Annotated in this window: 14 protein-coding genes and 1 pseudogene; 7 read left to right on the top strand and 8 right to left on the bottom strand. The window is 38.9% G+C overall.

Annotation, left to right across the window (positions count from 1 at the left end):
- The first annotated feature begins 8 nt into the window (after positions 1–8).
- From uvrA to ABR854_RS22720, 7 genes and pseudogenes are all read left to right on the top strand, one after another.
- Positions 9–2,867 (top strand): excinuclease ABC subunit UvrA, encoded by a 2,859-nt coding sequence (gene uvrA, locus ABR854_RS22750; RefSeq protein ID WP_350268153.1) that lies wholly within the window; start codon positions 9–11, stop codon positions 2,865–2,867.
- A 141-nt stretch (positions 2,868–3,008) separates the two neighbouring features.
- Positions 3,009–4,436 (top strand): c-type cytochrome domain-containing protein, encoded by a 1,428-nt coding sequence (locus tag ABR854_RS22745; RefSeq protein ID WP_350268152.1) that lies wholly within the window; start codon positions 3,009–3,011, stop codon positions 4,434–4,436.
- 470 nt (positions 4,437–4,906) lie between these two features.
- Positions 4,907–5,368, top strand: a pseudogene (tnpA, locus tag ABR854_RS22740) (IS200/IS605 family transposase).
- Between the two features lie 156 nt (positions 5,369–5,524).
- Positions 5,525–8,764 carry a DUF1553 domain-containing protein gene (locus ABR854_RS22735; RefSeq protein ID WP_350268151.1) on the top strand — a complete coding sequence of 1,080 codons (3,240 nt, stop codon included), beginning with the start codon at positions 5,525–5,527 and terminating at the stop codon, positions 8,762–8,764.
- Position 8,765: 1 nt separating this feature from the next.
- Positions 8,766–10,244, top strand: coding sequence for a DUF1501 domain-containing protein (locus tag ABR854_RS22730; protein ID WP_350268150.1), 1,479 nt, complete (start codon positions 8,766–8,768; stop codon positions 10,242–10,244).
- Positions 10,245–10,268: 24 nt separating this feature from the next.
- The gene (locus ABR854_RS22725; protein WP_350268149.1) at positions 10,269–10,889 is read left to right on the top strand and encodes a hypothetical protein; all 621 of its coding nucleotides are present in this window, start codon (positions 10,269–10,271) and stop codon (positions 10,887–10,889) included.
- Between the two features lie 188 nt (positions 10,890–11,077).
- The gene (locus ABR854_RS22720; protein WP_350268148.1) at positions 11,078–11,383 is read left to right on the top strand and encodes a hypothetical protein; all 306 of its coding nucleotides are present in this window, start codon (positions 11,078–11,080) and stop codon (positions 11,381–11,383) included.
- Between the two features lie 129 nt (positions 11,384–11,512).
- Here ABR854_RS22720 and ABR854_RS22715 read toward each other — a convergent pair whose 3' ends face one another.
- The 8 genes from ABR854_RS22715 to ABR854_RS22680 form a co-directional block, all read right to left on the bottom strand.
- On the bottom strand, positions 11,513–13,984 hold the full coding sequence (locus ABR854_RS22715) for a ribonucleoside-diphosphate reductase subunit alpha (protein WP_350268147.1): 2,472 nt from the start codon (positions 13,982–13,984) through the stop codon (positions 11,513–11,515).
- A 506-nt stretch (positions 13,985–14,490) separates the two neighbouring features.
- Positions 14,491–15,162, bottom strand: coding sequence for a thiamine diphosphokinase (locus ABR854_RS22710; protein ID WP_350268146.1), 672 nt, complete (start codon positions 15,160–15,162; stop codon positions 14,491–14,493).
- A 90-nt stretch (positions 15,163–15,252) separates the two neighbouring features.
- Positions 15,253–15,999, bottom strand: a complete 747-nt coding sequence (locus tag ABR854_RS22705) for a glycosyltransferase family 2 protein (RefSeq protein WP_350268145.1) — start codon at positions 15,997–15,999, stop codon at positions 15,253–15,255.
- Between the two features lie 34 nt (positions 16,000–16,033).
- The gene (locus ABR854_RS22700) at positions 16,034–17,314 is read right to left on the bottom strand and encodes an SGNH/GDSL hydrolase family protein (protein WP_350268144.1); all 1,281 of its coding nucleotides are present in this window, start codon (positions 17,312–17,314) and stop codon (positions 16,034–16,036) included.
- Between the two features lie 94 nt (positions 17,315–17,408).
- Positions 17,409–18,035, bottom strand: coding sequence for a carotenoid biosynthesis protein (locus ABR854_RS22695; RefSeq protein WP_350268143.1), 627 nt, complete (start codon positions 18,033–18,035; stop codon positions 17,409–17,411).
- 30 nt (positions 18,036–18,065) lie between these two features.
- Positions 18,066–19,550: a cryptochrome/deoxyribodipyrimidine photo-lyase family protein gene (locus tag ABR854_RS22690; RefSeq protein WP_350268142.1), complete on the bottom strand. Its 1,485-nt coding sequence runs from the start codon at positions 19,548–19,550 to the stop codon at positions 18,066–18,068.
- Between the two features lie 87 nt (positions 19,551–19,637).
- Positions 19,638–20,552 carry a WD40 repeat domain-containing protein gene (locus ABR854_RS22685; protein WP_350268141.1) on the bottom strand — a complete coding sequence of 305 codons (915 nt, stop codon included), beginning with the start codon at positions 20,550–20,552 and terminating at the stop codon, positions 19,638–19,640.
- A gap of 12 nt (positions 20,553–20,564) precedes the next feature.
- Positions 20,565–21,983, bottom strand: coding sequence for a WD40 repeat domain-containing protein (locus ABR854_RS22680; protein ID WP_350268140.1), 1,419 nt, complete (start codon positions 21,981–21,983; stop codon positions 20,565–20,567).
- Positions 21,984–22,009 lie beyond the last annotated feature (26 nt).

The raw sequence follows: 22,009 nt of genomic DNA, 5'->3' as shown, positions 1-22,009 counted from the left end.
AAAACTGAATGAATAATACCCAAAATACACATCATACCGACGTCGAATCTCTTGACCCAAAGCAGTACATCATCATCAAGGGAGCAAAAGTAAATAATCTCAAAAATATTGATGTGGCAATTCCCCGCAACAAGCTCGTAGTAGTCACGGGGCTTTCGGGAAGTGGCAAATCTTCTTTGGCATTCGATACACTCTTTGCCGAGGGGCAGCGTATGTACGTTGAAAGTTTGAGTTCGTATGCTCGTCAGTTTTTGGGTCGAATGGAAAAACCCGAAGTCGATTATATCAAAGGCGTCTCGCCAGCGATTGCCATCGAACAAAAGGTAGCAACCAAAAATCCACGCTCGACGGTCGGCACAACAACCGAAATCTACGATTACTTAAAACTTCTTTTTGCCCGTGCGGGTACTACCTACTCGCCTGTTTCGGGACAAGAGGTACGAAAAGACACTGTAACCGATGTTGTGAATTTTATTCTTTCGCATGAAGAAGGCACACGTGTAATGGTGCTAACGCCTCTGAAAGTAAAAGAAGGTCGAAAAATAGAAAAAGAATTAGAACTTTTGCTCCAAAAAGGTTACACTCGTATTGTAGTTGATGGAGAAATAAAGCAAATCGAAGAACTGCAAGAAGCCAAAACTAAGCTTTCGCCCGAACAAGATTTAGAAATTCTGATTGACAGAAACGTTGTGAAACACGGCGATGAAGATACGCAATTTCGTTTTTCTGACTCGGTACAAACGTCGTTTTTTGAGGGAGAAGGTGAGTGTATTGTAGATGTTATCACGACAAATGTCGAAACTGGCGAACGCCAGACTATTCGCAGTACATTCTCAGATAAATTTGAACTTGATGGAATAGCTTTTGAAGAACCGAGCGTAAATCTCTTTACGTTCAATAATCCTTATGGAGCTTGTAAACGCTGCGAGGGTTTCGGAAAAGTTTTGGGAATTGACCCAGAATTGGTAATTCCCGATAAAAACCTATCCGTTTTTGAAGGAGCGATTGCTCCGTGGCGAAGCGAACGCATGAGCGAATGGCTTGCCCCTTTGCTCAGAAATGGTATTCGTTTCGACTTCCCGATTCACCGCTCGTACAAAGACTTAACTCCCGAACAACAACAATTACTTTGGACGGGTAACGAATATTTTCAAGGGCTTGACGCTTTCTTTGCCGACATCGAAAGCCAAGTTCACAAAGTACAATACCGTGTGATGCTTTCTCGCTATCGTGGCCGCACTGACTGTCCCGATTGTCGAGGTTCACGCCTGCGTAAAGATGCCAGTTATGTAAAAGTTGGCGGTAAATCAATCGTTGATTTGGTTTTGATGCCGATTTCTGATTTAGCTGCTTTCTTCAAAAACTTAGAACTACCCGATTATCAGAAAGCGGTTTCTAAAAGAATCTTAATAGAAATAAACAGCCGACTGGAATTTATGGAACGAGTTGGGTTGGGATACTTAACTCTCAATCGTTTGGCCTCAACACTTTCGGGCGGTGAATTTCAGCGTATCAAATTGGCTACTTCGCTCGGTAGTTCGTTGGTTGGGTCGATGTATATTCTTGACGAACCAAGTATTGGCTTACACCCACGAGATACACAGCGTTTAGTAAGCGTTCTGGAATCTTTGCGAGATATGGGCAATACAGTTGTGGTGGTTGAACACGAAGAAGAAGTCATGCGTGCGGCCGACCAAATCATTGACATCGGCCCAAATGCTGGAAGGCTGGGTGGCGAGTTGATTTTTCAAGGAAGTTGGACAGAGATCAATAAAAAATCGAGCGAAAATAGCACTTCCCACACCATCAATTTTCTTACAGGAATCGACCAAATTCCTGTGCCTATCCAACGCCGAAAACCAACTGATTTTATTGAACTAAAAGGTGCAAGAGAAAATAACCTCAAAGAAGTAGATGTAAAGTTTCCGTTAGGCGTGTTGACGGTCGTAACTGGCGTGAGTGGTTCGGGAAAATCGACTTTGGTTCGTAAAATCCTATTCCCTGCAATCGCTCGTTTGAAAGGAGAATATAGTGAAGAAGCTGGTAAATACGCTGGTTTGGTTGGTTCACTCGACCGCATCACGCAGGTTGAAATGATTGACCAAAATCCGATTGGAAAATCATCTCGCTCGAACCCCGTTACCTATATCAAGGCTTATGATTACATTCGCCAAATGATGGCCGAACAACAACTTTCAAAAGCACGAGATTACAAGCCAGCATTTTTCTCATTCAACGTTGATGGTGGGCGTTGCGAAGCCTGCCAAGGAGAAGGCGAGCAGACAATCGAAATGCAATTCATGGCTGATGTACGCCTAAAATGTGAAAGTTGTGGCGGAAAACGCTTCAAACAAGAGATTCTGGAAGTAAAATATAATGAAAAAGACATTGCCGATATTTTGGCAATGACCGTTGACGAAGCCATTGATTTTTTCAGCACCACTGAACCAAAATTGGCCGATAAACTTCGTCCGCTTCAAGATGTTGGTTTGGGTTATATTGGTTTGGGGCAGTCGTCAAGTACACTTTCAGGTGGAGAAGCACAGCGTGTAAAACTGGCGTTTTTCTTGAGCAAAGGCAATGCGGATAAAGGTAAAACGCTTTTTGTTTTTGATGAACCAACTACTGGTTTGCACTTCCACGACATAAAGAAACTCTTGAAAGCCATCAATGCTTTGGTTGACCAAGGCGATACCGTGATTATCATCGAGCATAATATGGAGGTGATAAAATCGGCCGACTGGATTATTGATTTAGGCCCCGAAGGTGGTGAAAAAGGTGGTCATTTGACATTTGAAGGAACGCCAGAAGAAATGGTAAAACTCGAAGGAAACTATACTGCCGATTTTTTGAAAGGAAAATTATAAAAGTTTAGAAGTCAGGCATAAAAACCTGACTTCTAAAATACCTTCCATCCAATTTTATCTACATAAAATCTAATCTCATTACTTTCTTTTCTGAGAAGTAAATTTGATTAATTTTGAGAAAATCTTTGTTCAAAAACAAAAATGTTTCAACCAGAATTAATCGGACATTTACATCCACTCATTGTGCATTTGCCCATCGGCATTCTGATTTTTGCTTATGTAATGATGGTTTTGCAGCAATTTCGGAAAATCGAACTGAATGCTGCCATTGATTTAGCACTACTTCTCGGAACGATTTCTTCTGTAATGGCCTGTATTGCTGGTTGGTTTTTAGCCCAATCGGGCGACTACGAAACCGAAGCTATTTTTAAACATCAATGGACAGGCATAAGCACCGTCATTCTCGGTATTTTAGCCTATTTTCTCAAAAATCATCGCTGGATTTTAGCAACCTCAACTATCATTTGTTTGACAATAGCGGGGCATTTCGGAGGAAATCTCACACATGGAGAAGGCTATCTTTTTACTTCTAAAAATAACAAAACATCTGCACCGACAGACACCACAAAAATAGCTTCTTTTGATAGTATTGACACTTCACAAAGCATCAATCATGCAACCGTAAAAAAATCGTTTGTGTATCGAGATAAGATTATTCCGATTCTAAAAACTAAGTGTTACAACTGCCACTCTGTCAGTAAAAAGAAAGGTGGTTTACGCTTAGATTCGGAAGATTTCATAAAAAAAGGAGGTAAAACTGGACTGATTGTGAGCGTTGGGAATCCAAACAAAAGCACCTTATTTACGCACTTAATTTTACCCGAAGATGATGATAAACACATGCCACCAAAAGGTAAAACGCAACTTACCCGAAACGAGATTTCGGCCATTTATTCTTGGATAAAAAAAGGAGCGTCTTTTGTAGAAGAAGTTGAGACTATTACCAGCGAAAAACCTTTAGAGCAAACCTTCATTCAAAACACACCGATTTCATCTGAAGCAATTGCTGATATTCCAGTCATTGAAAAAGAAGATTCAAAAGAAATGGTAAGTAATGTAGAAGCCATTAGCCCTGCTATACTTGAAAAACTAAAGCAACAAAACATCAGAATTACCTATTTAGGTAATGGTTCGAATTATATTTCGGCCAATTTTGTGAATATCAGGACCTATCAACCTACATTATTAAATGATTTGGAAAGCATTCATAATCAAATCGTTACCATAAGATTAAGTAATCAACCAGTCAATGATGATGCCATTAAAAAAATCACTAACTTTAAAAACCTGACCAAGTTAAATCTTGAAAATACTGCCATAACAGACGCTTCTTTAGAACATTTAAAAACATTGCCAAACCTCGAACAACTCAATTTATATGGCACAAAAATTACCGATAGCGGACTACAAGTTTTGGCAAAATATCCCAGTCTAAAAGTGGTATATTTATGGCAAACCAAAGTGAGTAAATCGGGAATAGAACAACTGAAAAAGGCATCACCCAAATTACAAATCGAAACGGGAGAATTTCAATTTGCGAAGCTTGATACGAATAAAACGATAAAATAAGTTTGTTTTTTGTTGCGTACCTACGGCACGCTCATTTTGATTTCGGATAGCCTTTTCTACCGATATATAGTGCCTACGGCACATTTTAAACCCGCTGCTAATTCAAGCAAAAATTGCTGAAGCTCGGCATACTCCGTTAGGAGTTGTATATTGGTAGTAAATAAACAATCATATTTTTAATGCTCCGTCAGGAGCTAAACCAACGGCACAGAACACAATTGTTAAAAATAAAATTAGGGAACAAAATGGTTGAAATTCAACCTACTCCATTAGGAGTTGTATATCGGTAGCACAATGCTCCGTCAGGAGCTAAACCAATCAGTAGTACGAGAAGCCACTAAGGAACAAATATATCATGATTCAACCTACTCCGTTAGGAGTTCCATATCGGTAGAAATAGAGGTAAAGCAGATTCTATGCTCCGTCAGGAGCTAAACCAACCAACAACAACGCAAAAATACACCAAAAAAATGGCTAATACATTCACACAAATACATTTGCATTTGATATTTGCGGTAAAATTTAGACAAAGCCAAATTCAACGAGAATAGAAAGATAAACTTTATAAATACACAACTGGAATCATACAAAACAATGGTCACAAAGTTCTGATTATCAATGGTATGGCTGACCATATTCATATATTAATCGGATTTCGCAGCACACAAGCACTTGCCGATTTGATGCGAGATATAAAACAAATGACTTCGCTTTGGATAAACGAAAATAAATTCACCAAAGGTAAATTTGCTTGGCAGGAAGGTTACGCCGCATTTTCTTACGGACAATCTCAACTACCAATTATCATAAAATACATTGAAAACCAAGAAGAACATCATACAAAGAGAACATTTTTAGAAGAATACAAGGGATTTTTAAAGTTGTTAGATATTGAATTTGATGAAAAATATATTTTCAAAGACCCTGAGTAAATTGGTTTAGCTCCTATGGAGCAAAGATTTGTTTTTAACTGATATTTCTACCAATATTTAACTCCTAACGGAGTATCTGTACGACGTAATGAACATTCGATTATTAACACTTTTACTAATTAATCAAAATTTGCCATTTCAACTAATGAATTAATCATGAAAAAATACTTACTATTACTAATTGCTTGTATTTATTTGTGGTCATTCAAACCGAATGGGCATCAGCTTGCTGACCCCGCAAAATTGCCCGAAGAGGTAGCACTTGCCTATAAAAACTTACCTGCAACCTTAGACTATAACCTTCATGTAAAACCAATCTTATCCGATAAATGCTTTGCGTGCCACGGACCAGATAAAGCCAAACAAAAAGCAGGTTTACGCTTAGATTTGCCTGAAGCCGCTTATGCACAACTACCCGAAAGCCCAGGAAAAGTCGCTATTTCGCCACGAAATTTAAAGAAAAGTGAGGTTTTTCACCGAATCCTTTCTACCGACCCGATTTATGTAATGCCTACACCAAAATCTCATCTGAGTTTATCGGCTCACGAAAAAGCTGTTATCATCAAGTGGATTGAAAATGGAGCGGTTTATCAACCTCATTGGGCTTTTGTAAAACCACACAAAAGGCCTATTCCTTCTCTTAAAAATACGCTTACTTTTTCGCCGATTAACCAAATTGATAATTTCATTTTTAGCCGTCTGGAGCAAGAAGGTTTATCAGCAACGAAAGAGGCTTCGAGAGAAATTTTATTGCGTCGTTTATCTTTTGATTTGACTGGCCTACCCCCAACTCTCGAAGAAATTAATGCTTTTTTGAACGATAATAGCCCCAATGCATACGAAAAACAAGTAGATAGATTACTTGCTTCACCACATTACGGAGAAAAAATGGCCACCGATTGGCTCGATTTAGCACGTTTTGCCGATTCGCATGGCTATACCGTTGACCGCCTTCGAGATATGTCGCCCTACCGAGATTGGGTGATTCGGGCTTTCAACGATAATATGCCTTATAGCAGTTTTATCCACCAACAATTGGCGGGAGATTTGCTCACTTCGCCCACAAAAGATATGATTATTGCTACGGCTTTTAATCGAAATCATCCGCAAAATTTAGAAGGTGGCATTGTGGAAGAAGAATTTCAGACCGAATATGTCATGGACAGAACCAATACGTTTGGTGATGCCTTCTTGGCGATGTCGGTTGGTTGTGCCAGATGCCACGACCATAAATATGACCCAATTTCGCAGAAAAATTATTATGAGTTATTCAGCTTTTTCAATAATGTAAGAGAAGCAGGACAAATTTCGTGGAATGATGACCTTCCCACTCCTACCCTACTTCTACCTACTGCTGAACAAGAAAAAGTCGTTAATTTTATTAAAAACTCCATCTCCGAGCAGGAACAAAAAGTTATCGAAACTCAAAATTCAGCTTCGGCAGATTTTGAAAAATGGCTTAAAAACAATGAATATAAATCACTGACCAACAACACTTTACCACAAGCTAACCTACAAGGATTTTATACATTTGAAGATTCCCTAAGAAACAGTATCAACCCTAAACAATCGGGCGTGATGCGTCGTGATGCTGGCACACTCGACAAACCTACGTTCGAGAAGACCTCAAAAGGACAAGTTTTGCTTTTAGACGGCGATGTCTATGCCGATTTAAAAGATGTAGGCGTTTTCAGAAAATCAGAAGCATTTACGGTTGGAATGTGGGCGTATATTCCAAAAGAAATGAAAGATGGCGTGATTTTTCATAAAAGCAACGCCGAGCGTTTGTATAACTTCAAGGGTTATCACCTTTTTCTACGCAAAAATAAATTAGAAATCACGATGGCTCACACCGCACCTTCAAATGCCATTACAAAATTGAGTTTGAAAGATGCCCCTCGTGAAAAATGGCTGCATTTGAGCATGACTTATGATGGTTCGGCCAAGGCAAATGGTTTCAAATTATATCTCGATGGTGAAGAGATGACTATGGAAACCGTCATCGACCAATTATACAAAGACATCATTTTTTATTCAAAATCAGAGCCAGCATTACAGATTGGTGGCTGGTGGCGTGGCTTAGGTTTTAAGGGTGGAAAAGTTGACGATGCCGTAGTTTACAATCGAGCATTAACACCATTTGAAGTAAAAATCTTAGCAAAAAAGGCCGATTGGAGCAATATTACCAACAAATCAGCAAGCGAACTAAATGCTCAAGAGAAAACGATTTTAAAAGACTATTACTTTTCAGCTGTCAATCCCAGCATTTTAGCGGCACAAAAAGAATTACAAAAACTCCGGACGGCCTTATCTGATTCAAGTGAAAAAATCGCTGAAATAATGGTCATGCAAGAAATGCCTAAACCTAAAATCACGCACTTGCTTCACCGAGGGCAATACGATGCTTTAGGCGAAGAAGTCAAACCCAATACACCCAAAGATATTCTTGCATTTCCTGCCAATTTGCCTAAAAATCGACTTGGTTTGGCACAATGGCTCACTGATGAAAATAATCCGCTCACGGCACGAGTAGCGGTGAACCGAATTTGGCAAAATTTCTTCGGAACGGGCATTGTGAAAACTACCGAAGATTTTGGCAATCAAGGCGAAATGCCAAGCCACGCCGAATTACTCGATTGGCTGGCTCTTAGTTTTCAAAAAGATTGGGATGTAAAAAAACTTAATAAACTAATCGTGATGTCGGCCACCTACCGACAAGATTCAAAAGCCACCAAAGAAGTGCGTGAGCGTGACCCTGAAAATCGTTTGCTTTCGCACGGACCAAGCAATCGACTTTCGGCCGAAATGCTTCGTGATAATGCACTGGCAGTCAGCGGTTTAATCAATAAAAAAATTGGTGGTAAAAGCGTAAAACCTTACCAACCCGATGGACTTTGGGAAATCAATAATACACACTATACCCAAGATTCGAGCGATGCTATTTATCGCCGAAGCCTTTATGTAGTTGTCAAACGTTCAGTACCAAATCCAACATTGGGTACATTCGATGCTCCTTCTCGCAGCTATTGTGTGGTTCGCCGACAAAAGACCAATACGCCTTTGCAAGCCCTCGTTACGCTCAACGATCCAACTTTTATCGAAGCCGCCAAAGTAATGGGAGAAAGTATGACCAAACAAACTGATACACGAAAAGCAATCATTGAAATTTACCGAAAACTAAGCAGTAAAATGCCATCTGAAAGAGAGTTGGACTTGCTTTTATCGCTACAAAAAGCTGAATATGAACAGTTTAAACAAAATCCTGATAAAACGAAAGGTTGGCTAAAAACAGGGCTGTATAAAATTGACCCGACTTTAGAAGCAGCCGCAGTAGCCGCCAATGCAGTTGTAGCAAGTACGATTTTAAACTCAGACGCAACCATCACCAAACGATAAAATGGCACATCACGACGATACATTCAAGCTACATTCTCCTGAGTTTTCGGCATTGAATCGAAAGCTCGACCGACGTGATTTTTTGCTTCGCACAGCCTCTGGTTTAGGTGCAATGGCTTTGGGTAGTTTGATTAGTTCAAACGCAAAAGGCAACACGCTCGAACAACAAATCATGGGTGCCTTACCGAGCATTGCCCCCAAAGCCAAGCGAGTCGTTTATTTGTTTATGAGTGGTGGGCCTTCGCAATTTGAAACTTTCGACTATAAACCCAAACTCAGCAATATGTTTGGGCAAGGTTTGCCCGATTCGGTGCGAAAAGGGCAACGACTCACGGGTATGAGTGCCAATCAAGCGGTTTTACCACTCGTTCCGTCGGCTTATAAGTTTAATCAATACGGAAAAACTAAAACTTGGGTAAGCGATTTACTGCCTTATACGGCACAAGTGGTTGATGATTTGTGCATCGTAAAATCTATGTTTACCGAGCAAATCAATCATGACCCTGCCATTACATTTTTTCAAACTGGCCATCAACTTCCTGGACGACCTTCAATTGGCTCTTGGATGAGTTACGGACTGGGTTCTGAAAACCAAAATCTACCTGCGTTCATTGTTTTGGTTTCAAAAAATGCCTCGAAAGACCAGCCTCTTTATGCTCGTTTGTGGGGAAATGGCTTTCTGCCTTCCGAGCATCAAGGCGTACAATTTCGTTCGGGAAAAGACCCTGTTTTGTTTCTTAATAATCCCGAAGGTTATGACGGCCAAGACCGCCAACAAATGTTGGAATATTTGACCAAACTCAACCAACTACAAAATGAAACTTGGGGCGACCCCGAAGTAGATGCCCGAATCGCTCAATACGAAATGGCGTATCGCATGCAAACCTCTGTTCCCGAAGTAATGGATACTTCTAAAGAACCCGATGAAATTTTCGAACTTTACGGCGAAGGTAGTGGAGACAAAGGAACTTATGCCGCCAATTGCCTTTTAGCTCGGAAATTACTCGAAAAAGACGTCAGATTTGTGCAGCTATATCATCAAGGCTGGGACCACCACGGCTCATTACCGAAAGGAATGGCTCACCAATGCAAACAAACCGATAGAGCCACCGCAGCTTTGATTATAGATTTGAAAAGAAGAGGTTTGCTCGAAGATACTTTGGTGGTTTGGGGCGGAGAATTTGGCCGCACAGTTTATTCTCAAGGAAAACTCACCAAAGATGATTACGGCCGTGACCATCACCCTAGGTGCTTTACGATGTGGATGGCAGGTGCAGGAGTAAAATCAGGTATTAGCTACGGAGAAACTGATGATTTTAGTTATAATATCATCAAAAATCCTGTTCATGTACACGATTTTCAAGCAACTTTACTGCACCTCATGGGCATCGACCACGAACAATTGACTTATAAATATCAAGGTCGTCGTTTTCGGTTAACCGATGTGCATGGACAAGTAATTAAAGGAATTTTATCGTAAATTTGCCGCATAAAACACTCAAACTTGAAACACTTCTGGGTCATATTCAAATTATTGTTATTGATAGTTTTTGCTCTTCGTTTATTGAAATCTAATCGAAAAGTAGCAAAATTTGAGCATGACCCAAAGCGTGGATTTTTCAATTTATTTCAAGAAAAAGTTATCTCTGAAAAAATAGTTTTTGTCTTTGAAGGCACAACGCCTGAATTACAATTAAAAGAACTTTTCCGAAAGAACATTCGTCCAAAAGAAGAAAGTTGGAAACAAAATGGCGGACAATTAGATGATTTTTTTGCTACACTGACTTTGGAAGAGCGAATCGTTTACGTGGTATATCTATCCAACAAGAGTTTTCAGAAAGGCAGTATTTTCAATTTTCTGTGGTACAAAACTGAATGGATTATTGCCTTTAGCCAGATGCTAAAACACCTGCATGAAGATGCCCTTTATGCTCATTATCAGCAAGTTGTTCTTGATACTTGTCATCTGGATTTTGATACACTTTCAACTCAACACACCGATTTTTTTATTCTTGATTTTTATCCCGACGGCAGTCAAGAATATGAGTCTGTCAAGCACTTCAACCAAATATTTGACCGAAATGTATTTTTACAGAAAATAATTTCAGCGATTAGTCAAAACTAACAAAACCACCCTTGATAGGTGGTTTTGCACTTCTATATCATCCCCAAGATTTCCATAGTATCTCAAATCGTAGAAGAATAAGCTCAGAAATTAGTTTTATAGATGAGATTTAACTGATTTAAAATTTAAAAACAAATTCATTTTGAAATACGTTTTTCTAAAAAGTATTTTCACCTACTTTCACTAATATGAAAAAGCTAATTTTACTTACATTCTTACTGACTTCTGCTTGTAAGACAGAAGAGGTTCAACCGAACGTTTCGCAACAAATTGAGCAGTTTATCAATAATCAGAGGATAGTTCGGGTAATTGCCTCAGAGACTTTCAGCGATTTTTTTACTTTAGCTCTCCAAAATACCCCAGGTACATCATTCAAAATTGATAATAATTTTATTGTCATTGATGGCGTTACTTGGAATCTTAATCACGTAAAAAGTTACCAAATTGTTGAAATCTCAAGCAATAACTCTGTCTTATGGCTAAAAATTAATTGAATTCTAAATCGGATAGCGAATCAAAGTCGATTTATGAACTTGTCAGTCTAAAACTAACAAAACCACCCTTGAGAGGTGGTTTTGCATACAATTTTATATTAGAAAAGAGCGTTTGCAAGTCGGAATCCCTTATGAGCCACACATTTCGCAACCCTCAGGGTCGTCGAGTGAACATTGCATCGCAGCATATTGATACTCTTCTTCGCTGGCAAATGTAGCGGCCGCAGTTGCTTTTGCGGTTTGCTCTTCTGCGTATTTTGCGTAATCTAATGGTTTTTCTTCTACTACAGAAGTTGCAGGCATCACCTCGGCAATTGCTTGTCGGTCAACCGTAAACTTCACTGCATCAGAAGCGGCTTTTGTACGTAAGTAATACATACCTGTTTTCAAACCTGCTTTCCATGCATAGAAATGCATCGAAGTTAATTTTCCGAAATTAGCATTTTCCATAAAGATATTTAACGACTGACTTTGGCAGATATATGCTCCACGGTCAGCGGCCATATCAACGATGGTTTTTTGCTTAATTTCCCAAGCCGTGCGATACAAATCTTTCAAGTTTTGCGGAATCTCTGGAATCGCTTGTACTGAACCATTAGCAGCAATCAATTTATTTTTCATGGTATCATTCCATAAACCGATTTTTACTAAATCTTTCAATAAATGCTTATTCACAACCACAAACTCACCCGAAAGCACACGACGAGTATAAATATTTGATGTATAAGGCTCGAAACACTCATTGTTACCCAAGATCTGGCTCGTTGACGCCGTTGGCATTGGAGCAACTAAAAGTGAATTTCTTACACCATTTTTCATTACTTTTTCACGCAATTCTGACCAATTCCAACGACCTGAATCTGGCGTTACGCCCCACATATCGAATTGGAAAATACCTTGCGAAATCGGAGAGCCTTCCCAAGTCGGATATGCACCTTCAACAATAGCCAACTCCATTGAAGCCTCCATTGCGGCGTAGTAAATTGTTTCAAAGATTTCTCTATTCAATCTACGAGCTTCATCAGACTCGAAAGGCATTCTCAAAATAATGAAAGCATCGGCTAAACCTTGAATACCCAAACCAATCGGACGGTGACGCAAGTTACTACGCTTAGCCTCAGGCACAGGATAATAGTTTACATCAATTACTTTGTTGAGGTTTTTAGTAATTACCTTCGTTACCTCGTATAATTTCTGATGGTCAAATTTCGAGAAACCAGTTTTTTCATCTTTCGTGATGTATTTTGGCAAAGCAATTGAGGCCAAATTACAAACCGCTACTTCATCAGGTGAAGTATATTCCATGATTTCAGTACAAAGGTTCGATGATTTAATCGTACCTAAGTTTTTCTGATTAGACTTTCTGTTAGCAGCATCTTTATACAACATATACGGCGTACCAGTCTCAATTTGAGACTCCATGATAGCAAACCAAAGGTCTTGTGCTTTAATGGTTTTGCGGGCTTTGCCTTCTCTTTCGTATCTTTCGTATAAATTCTCAAACTCTTCACCGTAGCAATCAGACAAACCTGGTGCTTCGTGAGGGCAGAACAATGACCAAGTATCATTGGCTTCTACACGCTTCATGAATAAATCCGAAATCCAGAGTGCATAGAATAAATCTCTTGCACGAAGCTCTTCTTTACCATGGTTTTTCTTCAAATCCAAAAACTCGAAAATATCAGCGTGGTGTGGCTCAATATAAATGGCAAATGAGCCTTTGCGTTTGCCACCACCTTGGTCAACGTAGCGAGCAGTGTCATTGAAAACACGAAGCATCGGTACGATACCATTTGAAGTTCCGTTAGTGCCTTTGATATAAGAGCCTGTTGCACGAATTTCGTGGATTGCTAAACCAATACCACCAGCCGATTGCGAAATTTGAGCGGTCTGGGCCAAAGTTTCGTAAATTCCAGTGATACTATCTTCTTTCATCGTAAGCAAGAAGCATGATGAAAGCTGTGGTTTTGGAGTTCCTGCGTTGAACAATGTTGGAGTAGCGTGTGTAAACCAACGCTCCGATAATAATTCGTAAGTTTCAATAACACGTTCGATGTCTTCACCGTGAATACCAACAGCAACACGCATCAACATGTGTTGTGGACGCTCTACGATTTTACCGTTGAGTTTGAGTAAGTATGATTTTTCGAGCGTTTTATAACCGAAATAATCGTAACCAAAATCACGGTCATAGATGATAGCAGAATCAAGCAAAGCTGCGTGTTTCTGAATCACCTTCCATGTATCTTTTGCAATTAAAGAAGCATTTTGGTCTGTTTTTGGATCGATGTATTGATATAACATCTTCATCGTACCAGAAAAAGACTTGAGGGTGTTTTTGTGTAAGTTTGAAATTGCAATCCGAGCTGCCAAGATAGCGTAGTCGGGGTGCTTGGTTGTCATCGAAGCGGCAGTTTCGGCAGCGAGGCTATCTAATTCTGACGTTGAAACGCCATCATAAATACCAGCCACAACCTTCATGGCAACTTCAACGGGTTGGACAAATGCTGGTTCTAAACCATAGCAAAGTCGCTCGATACGAGCAGTGATTTTGTCGAACTTTACCGACTCGCGGCGTCCGTCTCTCTTAATTACAAACATAGGCAGCCTTTAAAAAGGGTTTTAAGGGATTCACAACAAGATTACAGGCAGGCTAAATTTGCTTTAGTCCGGCACAAAGGTTCAAATTTTAAGTAAAAAACTTTTATATATATTCGTGACTGCCAGCCACTTTTTGGGTTCTTTAGTACTAAATTTTTAGAGCAGTCAATCAAACGTTGAAATCAACAATTTTGAAAAACAACAAGTGTAAAATTAGTAAAATGTCAAGGTATATAAAAATCAAAATCCTATACCTATTTACCGATAGTAAAAAAGTGTAATGTTACGAAATTATTAAGAGCTAATAATCAATCAGTTACTTAACGAGTGGATTAGAAAAGTTTAATAAAAAAAGTTATCCACATGAAGCAAATACTTTTTTCTTTCTAAATTGAGGTTTTCTATTGCAGTAGTTTGGTTATATTTTCATTGACAAATGTAAATATTTTATTTTCAGAAAAAAAAATAAATTCTGAAAAAGTTATCCACATTGAAAAAAACATAAATTAATCGTGGCATTCCATCAGCAGAAGGTCGCCAGATTGGTAAGAAATACTTACAATACCATCTTCGGCAGCCTCGTTACTATTACCCGAACGATAACCAAGTGTAAGTTGCTCATTATCAAGCTCATATAGCAGGTTTTTTGTTCGTATATTGATAGTGTCACCTATCGGAATAAGTGAAATTTGTGAACCTTTTGCGTACCATTTTTCAAAGGTATTAGGAAGGGGTAGAAGGGGGTAAATGACCGAATAATCATCTATCATTACGATAGAAAGTTTACTTTTGTAACGAATAATATTGGTCATATTTGTGATAGAGTGGTCAGCACGGCGACCAGTTGCCCAAACCACATTTACTGCAGGGAAACCCCTATTTATTAAGAAATCAAAGGCTTTTTCGAGGTCTGTTTTATTCTGGTCGGGTGTATGAACAATCTCTATTGGGTACTGACTTTGCTCAATTTCTTCTAAATCAATATCTCTATCAAAATCGCCCAGAAGCACATCAACCTTGATTCCCAGTGACATCACACGGTGAATGGCACTATCAAGCACTACTACAAACGGACTCCACTCAAGGAGCTGCCCAAGAAGGTCGGAGCTACAACTTTCGCCATTAGCAATGATGAGTGCTGGCTCTTGTTTTTCTCGTACGATATGGTGTGAAGACATAACTATTAATGAAGAATGAAGAATGAAGAATGAAGAATGTTTGCGACCCTTCAAAGCATCATTATTCATTGATGAAACAAATCAAAAGTATTACTTCAAAATCCATTGAAAAACCTTAGAAAGTGGCTTAGCATAAAGGGTGTACCAACGAGGTTGTATACCATTCATTTCCCATGCTCGACGGTCTTCTTTATTAGCTTTAATACGATTTTTGATTGAGGCATTACTCTTTCCTCCTACTCTCATTTTCATTAAAACTTCAGGAATATAGTAAGAAGAAAGTTTGTATCGATAAAGCATCCTGAGCATCAACTCGTAATCGCCTGCACTTCGGAAAGAGGTATCGTATAACCCGTAAGTATCATAAGCGGCTTTTGTCAAGAAAAAAGCGGTATGAGGTGGCATCCAGCCATTCAAAAAACGATTATGGTCATATTTGCCTGACTTCCAATTTCTTACAATCTTGTTAGAGTCTTCGGCTTCAACGTAATATAAATCACCATAAACCGAATCGGCTTTTGAGTCTTCAAAAGCTTTTGCTACTTTGCTAATAACTTGATTATCAGGATAAAAATCATCAGCCCCCATTACACCAACGGCATGTCCAGTGGCCATCTTAACGGCCTTGTTCATGGCTTCGTAAATACCGCTATCTTTTTCGGAAACCCACCTGATTCTATCGCCATAAGATTTCAGAATTTCAACCGTACCATCTTTTGAGCCACCATCAGCTAAGATATATTCAATGTCGGGATAATCTTGTGAGAGTACACTGTCAATGGTGTCTTTGATGGTTGCCGCAGAATTGTAGGCGGCCGTAACGATTGAAATTTTCATTATTTATTCGCTTCTCAGTTTTAGACCTTTTTATCTAAAATTGGGTTTGTTTGACTTTCAGAGCCTCAAAATTACTAACATCAAGCGAAGGAATCGTTGTTTTTAATGAATTTTTATAATTTTCATTGATAACCTTAATGATTTCGTTGGCAATAACTGCCGATCCTCGTGGCGTTGGACTGATTCCATCAAGGCTAAAAAAGCCCCCTGTAAATAAAGAATTATCGAATTTTACACCATTTACCGAATAGTTTTTGTTATTTACTTGGGCGTATAAGCTATTCAAATCTACCAAAACGATTCCACGTTTTTCGGCCTCAAACTTCAAAATACCGTTAAAATCACTTAAACGTGAAGCGATAATACTTATTTCATCTTTATCCAAAACTTCTTCTGTTGTGAGCGGATAAGTCATTGTAAAACCTTTCTTTTGGTTTCCTGCATTTAGCTTACCTACATTCGCAATAGCTTCAATCAATATTTTGTCGTTAGCTGTAGCTGCCCGCACGATTCCATTGCCTGTTGTGATATAAATTTCGGTAGTACCAAGTTTTTTTGCAAGTTCTGAGAAGGTATAAAAATTAAAGTAGGGCAAATCAAGTACATTTGGAATATTAGTCAGTATCCCTTTTGCTTTATTTACTACCAACGCATCGAGCATTTTTTGAATATTGAGGGCAAACGAAGATGTTTCAGTCATGGAGATTTTACCACCCGAAGTTGCATAAGATAATAAATCTTGCTCACCAATACTTACCGTAAAAAAGGTAGCATTACTTTCTTTCACAAAATCAGTGTATGATGTTTCTTCTTTTCCTGCGGGAAGAATTCGCTCGAAAAATGGGTTAAAACCTTGTATTTTAGCATTACCAAAACCTGCTTTATTGACATCCGAAACTCGCAAACCAACTACTCCATAATTATTTGCTACACTTCCCGAATATTTTGCCAAAGTGAGTGGAGAAGTTGTAAGTACTGCAAGTTTATCAGAAATTTTATCGAATTGAAGCGAAGTATTATTTTGAGTTGTCGCCCAATAACCTGTTCCGTTTTCTTGTCCTACTGGAAAAAGAGCTTGGTCAAATTTTACGCCTGCCTGTTGAGCAACGAGATTTGGATAAGACGCTAATTGTCCTTCTCGATAAAGCCCTCCGTTGGTATAACCCGCTGTTAGTGAACCTCCTACGGAAATGTATTTCGAGAGAAGTGAACTTTCTATTGCAGTTGAGGTAAGTTCTTCTGCTTGGTTTTCACAACTTGTTATGGCCACAAAACCAGTTAAGATTCCGATAAAAATTTTTAGCGAGCGTTTCATAAAATTAGCGGATGTTTGGGCGAAAATAAGTAAATAATAGTCTTTCAAAAGTAATGATTCGATTTGATAGGAAAAAGTTGTAATGACTTGAAAATTAAAATAACAAACTTTGTACTCCGAAAAAAGATATTTGAAGAATCAACAGCCAAAAGGCAATTTTATTGTCTTTTCGGAACGGCAACCAGTGAAAAAGTGTGAGCAAAAACGCCGAAACAAGAAACCAACCAACGTAGTTTTGAACTGGTGGAAGCAGCCCAAACCACGACCACATTTCTAAACGAATGGCGATTGGCTCGACCAGAAAATCGAACATTGTCATTAGCATTGCTCCGTAAATTACTTTGATGTAAAGTGGTTGATTGACTCGGCAAAATGAACTCCCGACACAATAAACCAACAAAAGCCAATTGACACCAATGACTGGCGGTACATCAAGAATCTCAAATCCGAGAGTTCGGTCATATTGATAATGTCCAAAAATTAGTCCAGTTTTTACACCTATGACCTCAATGAAATAGCCAGTCAGAAAGGTAATGATGGCAAAAATGATAAAATTCCGATTCCAATCGTTGTGAAAATAGAGCAAAATACCCAACGATGCCACCAAATTGAATGGCGTGAGAAACTTAAAAAGTTCGGCAGTAGTATTGATGTTTAGGCCAATTACTCCTGCGATGTACATGGAGGTCAGGAGATAGATATAAGATTTATGGTTCTTCACTTATTGAATAATTGTTAGTATTTTCCAAAATTATTTCTTTTTCTTACGATGCACAACGTGTTTGCTCAAAATTCGTTTGCTTTCGGCTTTTACTTCAATGTTTTTTCTGATTCCCCAGAGTTTATCTTTGGCAAATTTAGTGGTTTGTTCTAAATCAATTATTGGAAAAGGATAATTTTCCCCCAAACGAAAACCATATAAATCTTGCTCCATTGGTGTCATTTTCCACGGTTCGTGGATAAAGTTTTCGGGGCAATTTTCGAGTTCTTTTACCCAAGTTTTAATAAAGACTCCGTGCGGATCATGGTCTTGCGATTGTTTCACAGGATTATACATCCTGACGGTATTCATGCCCGTAACACCCGCTTGCATCTGAAATTGCGGATAGTGAATTCCTGGCTCGAAATCAAGGAATTGTTGGGCGAGAAAAACCGCTCCTCCTTTCCAATGTTGAAAAAGTTGGTGCGTAAGAAACGAAACCACCATTGCTCGCATCCGAAAATTCAAATAGCCCGTTTCACAAACACATCGCATACAAGCATCCACGAGCGGATAGCCCGTTTTTCCAGACTCCCATTGTTTAATAAAATATTTATTTTCAGCTTTTTGTAAATTATCATAGCCTCGATTGATATTTTCAAACTCCATGCGGTCTTCCATTTCAAACTTCTGAATGAAATGACAATGCCAGTGAAGTCGAGAGGCAAAGTTTTCTAAATCTCGGCGGTAAGAAACTCTTTTTTTTGCGTTTTGGGTATATTGATACACTTGCCGAATCGACAAATTTCCCCAAGCAATATAGGGCGAAAGTCGGCTGCAACTTTTGCGAGCTTCAAGCGGTTTTGAGATAGTTTTTGAATAATTTTTGGCTCTATCATTCAAGAAACTTTGTAGATAGCGATGAGCGTAAGTTTCGCCACCTGGCTGAAAAATTGGTTTATTTTCTTTATCGTTCTTTAGGTAGTATTTTTTAGGGAGAAACTGCTTGTAAATCTCGTTTTCTTCATCAAAAATCAAACATGGGTTTCTTAGTTTTGTCCAATCTGGCTCGTCGGTTTTTTGGTGCATGTGGGTTTTCCAAAGCTCCGACCAGTTTTCACGATTTTTTAGCTTTCTTACAATACCATTGGTTTGAAATTCTCGCCATTCGATACTATTTTCTTTGAAATAGTTAGTCAGAATTTTATCTCGGTCATAAGTAATTTTCAGTCCCGTTTCTTCGTAAGAAAATACTTTTTTTAGCTGATATTTTTGATGAATGGCGTTGAAAATAGCTTCGGCTTCACCTTCTAAAATAGTAATGGAAAGCAGAGCATTTCCTGCCGAGAGCTGAGCATTAAGGTCATCAAGTGACTGTTGCACAAAATTCCAGTGTCTTGGGCTATAATGTGGGTCGGTCATGACCGAAGGCTCCCAAATATAAAGCATCAAAAACGACTCTCCATCTTCGATGGCAGCCTTGAGAGGTGCGTGGTCGCTTAGGCGTAAGTCTCTTTTAAACCAGACAATGTTCATGAAAGCTTAACTAAAAAACTTGGTGGATTGTTAAACAAAAAGCTCTCCTTTACCAAGAGAGCTTTCTAAAAATAAGCTAAGATTCTATCACTTCATTAACCAAGTCTGTAAAACTGTATCGTTGTAGCCCGATAACAAAATTTGTTCTTTTGGGTGGCGGCTTACAAAAGTAGCTTCGCTCTGTCCTTCATATTGATTCAGAATTGTTGGTGTTTCGGCAGCGATATCCCAAACAATCGTTTTCTTATCATCTGATGCCGAAATGAGATGATTTTCGTTTAAATCATAGACTACACAATTGAAAGCTGCATTATACGCTATTTTCTTTGTTTCTTGTCCAGTTTTCAAATCCCAAACCCTGATTGTTTTATCAATTGACGAGCTAATGAGCTGGCTCCCATCTTTATTGATAGCAATCTGCGTAATCTTACCTTTGTGTTTATTCAATACAAAAAGTTTTTTATTAGTCGCTAAATTCCAAACTGTTATTGTGTTATCGGGATGCGATGTAGCCAATATTTGGCTCGCTTGATTATAGGTCATTAAAACGGCATTTGTGGTCTTAAATGTCTGCGTTTTTTTTCCTGAAAGTACCTCATAAAAACTTACATTTTTGCCAGTATTCACCAAAATCTCACGCCCATCTTTCTGATACTCAATGCTTTTTATTGCTTCTTTTAGCGTGATTTTCTTTTGAATTTCTCCTTTTTCAATATTCCAAAACACAATGCTATTTGATTTATCGGCACAAGCCACGATATTTGGCTCGTTTGGCGATGCATCTATATCCGTTATTAGGTTTTCTGTGGAAAAACTTTTTATTCGGAGTCCTATTCGTGTGTGATAAACTTCCATCGAACCTTCAAAACTGGCGGCTATCAGACTACCATCGGTGCTAAAAGAAACCGCTTTTGGCTTACTATGCGTGTAAAATTCACGGCGAGGTTTATCGGTTGTCATTCCTACATTAAGCAACGACAACAAAACAATTATTTTTTTCATAATCAGTCTTTGTTATTGTTTGCCTATCACTTCGCCTAATTCGTCATCAAACAAGGGGCTAATCGTGTAATTTTTTCTTGAATTGGGGTCAAGCTGAATAGTTGCTTTTTGCAAAATAAAACCTTTTTCGGTAAGCGAAATAGTAGGCTCGGCAAAGGTGGCTGACTTGAATGATTGCTCAAATTTTTCGGCATCACGGTTCGGCACTTTTACTGCAACTTTACCAAAATACGGAGAACTTAACTTAAAAACGCTCTTTTCGGCATCATATCCGAGAATCTGGAAGTTTGTCCAATCGGTCATTTTTATAAACGTATTCACCGAAAGAGCTTGATATTCTTTTTTCCAATCTTCAATAAAATCGGTTTTCTTTTCGAGTCTCGAAATATACTCTTCTTGTTTTTCGTATTGGCTCTTTTTCGACCATTCTTCATATTTTCGGTTGGTATAGGCCGAAATTCGCTGCTCATAAGTAGGCAAATGCCACACAACCAAATTACCGTTGCGGTCAACACTCACAATGTTTTTATTGTCTTGGCTCACCGCCACCGACTCAACCGAACCATTGTGCATTCCTTCGGGAGATTCGGCCACTAATTCACCATTGGTTACATCCCAAACCCTTACATAATTATCACCTCCGCCCGTCACGATTAGCTGTTGGTCAGGCGTAAAAGTAGTTGACCAAACATCTGAAACGTGAGCATTGATTCTGAAAACTTGCTTTTTGGCGGCAATATCCCACACACGACACATATTATCCCAAGCTCCGCTAACGATGTAGCGACCGTTTGGCGAAAAACGTGCATCCCAAACTTCATCGGTGTGTTCTTTGTGTTCGTATTTTTTTGCCCAAGTTTTAGTGTCCCATACACAAATTGAGTGGTCACCGCTACCTGTAATGAGTTCGCTGCCATCGAAGTTAAAATCAACTGCCGTTACGTTATCGTTGTGCGACGAAATAGTATTGATTCTTTGCCCCGAAAAAGTATCCCAAATGATGGCTGTTCCATCCCAGCTTGCACTCGCAAAACTTTTGCTATCAGGGCTAAACACTAAATCACGCACATAATCTCCATGATCGATTTTCTGACGAATAATATCTCCCGTGATGGCATCCCAGAGAATAATTGTTTTATCAACGCCACCACTCACAATATATCGACCATTGGGGCTGAATCGTACCGAAACTATGTTATCAGTATGACCTTTTAGTTCAATTAATTTTTTACCAGTAGCCAATTCCCAAACTGTTAGTTGGTTTGATAAACCACCCGTTACTATTTTCTTACTATCATTGCTTACATCCATCGCCAAAATGCCGTGCGGCACTTGTATTTTCCAAACGCCTGTCAAATTTTGCTTTTGAGCGTTTAATTGCATACAACCAAATAATATGGCTACGAGCAAAAATAATCGTTGTTTTTTCATTTTTTTTCTTTTTGGATTACTGTTTT

Source organism: Emticicia sp. W12TSBA100-4 (assembly GCF_040253585.1).
GTDB lineage: Bacteria > Bacteroidota > Bacteroidia > Cytophagales > Spirosomataceae > Emticicia.
This window is presented reverse-complemented; position numbering and strand designations above follow the sequence as displayed.

Coding starts and splice junctions, on each gene's coding strand:
- uvrA (WP_350268153.1), top strand. CDS start 9: ATGAATAATACCCAAAATACACATCATACCGACGTCGAATCTCTTGAC.
- ABR854_RS22745 (WP_350268152.1), top strand. CDS start 3,009: ATGTTTCAACCAGAATTAATCGGACATTTACATCCACTCATTGTGCAT.
- ABR854_RS22735 (WP_350268151.1), top strand. CDS start 5,525: ATGAAAAAATACTTACTATTACTAATTGCTTGTATTTATTTGTGGTCA.
- ABR854_RS22730 (WP_350268150.1), top strand. CDS start 8,766: ATGGCACATCACGACGATACATTCAAGCTACATTCTCCTGAGTTTTCG.
- ABR854_RS22720 (WP_350268148.1), top strand. CDS start 11,078: ATGAAAAAGCTAATTTTACTTACATTCTTACTGACTTCTGCTTGTAAG.
- ABR854_RS22715 (WP_350268147.1), bottom strand. CDS start 13,984: ATGTTTGTAATTAAGAGAGACGGACGCCGCGAGTCGGTAAAGTTCGAC.
- ABR854_RS22710 (WP_350268146.1), bottom strand. CDS start 15,162: ATGTCTTCACACCATATCGTACGAGAAAAACAAGAGCCAGCACTCATC.
- ABR854_RS22705 (WP_350268145.1), bottom strand. CDS start 15,999: ATGAAAATTTCAATCGTTACGGCCGCCTACAATTCTGCGGCAACCATC.
- ABR854_RS22700 (WP_350268144.1), bottom strand. CDS start 17,314: ATGAAACGCTCGCTAAAAATTTTTATCGGAATCTTAACTGGTTTTGTG.
- ABR854_RS22690 (WP_350268142.1), bottom strand. CDS start 19,550: ATGAACATTGTCTGGTTTAAAAGAGACTTACGCCTAAGCGACCACGCA.
- ABR854_RS22685 (WP_350268141.1), bottom strand. CDS start 20,552: ATGAAAAAAATAATTGTTTTGTTGTCGTTGCTTAATGTAGGAATGACA.
- ABR854_RS22680 (WP_350268140.1), bottom strand. CDS start 21,983: ATGAAAAAACAACGATTATTTTTGCTCGTAGCCATATTATTTGGTTGT.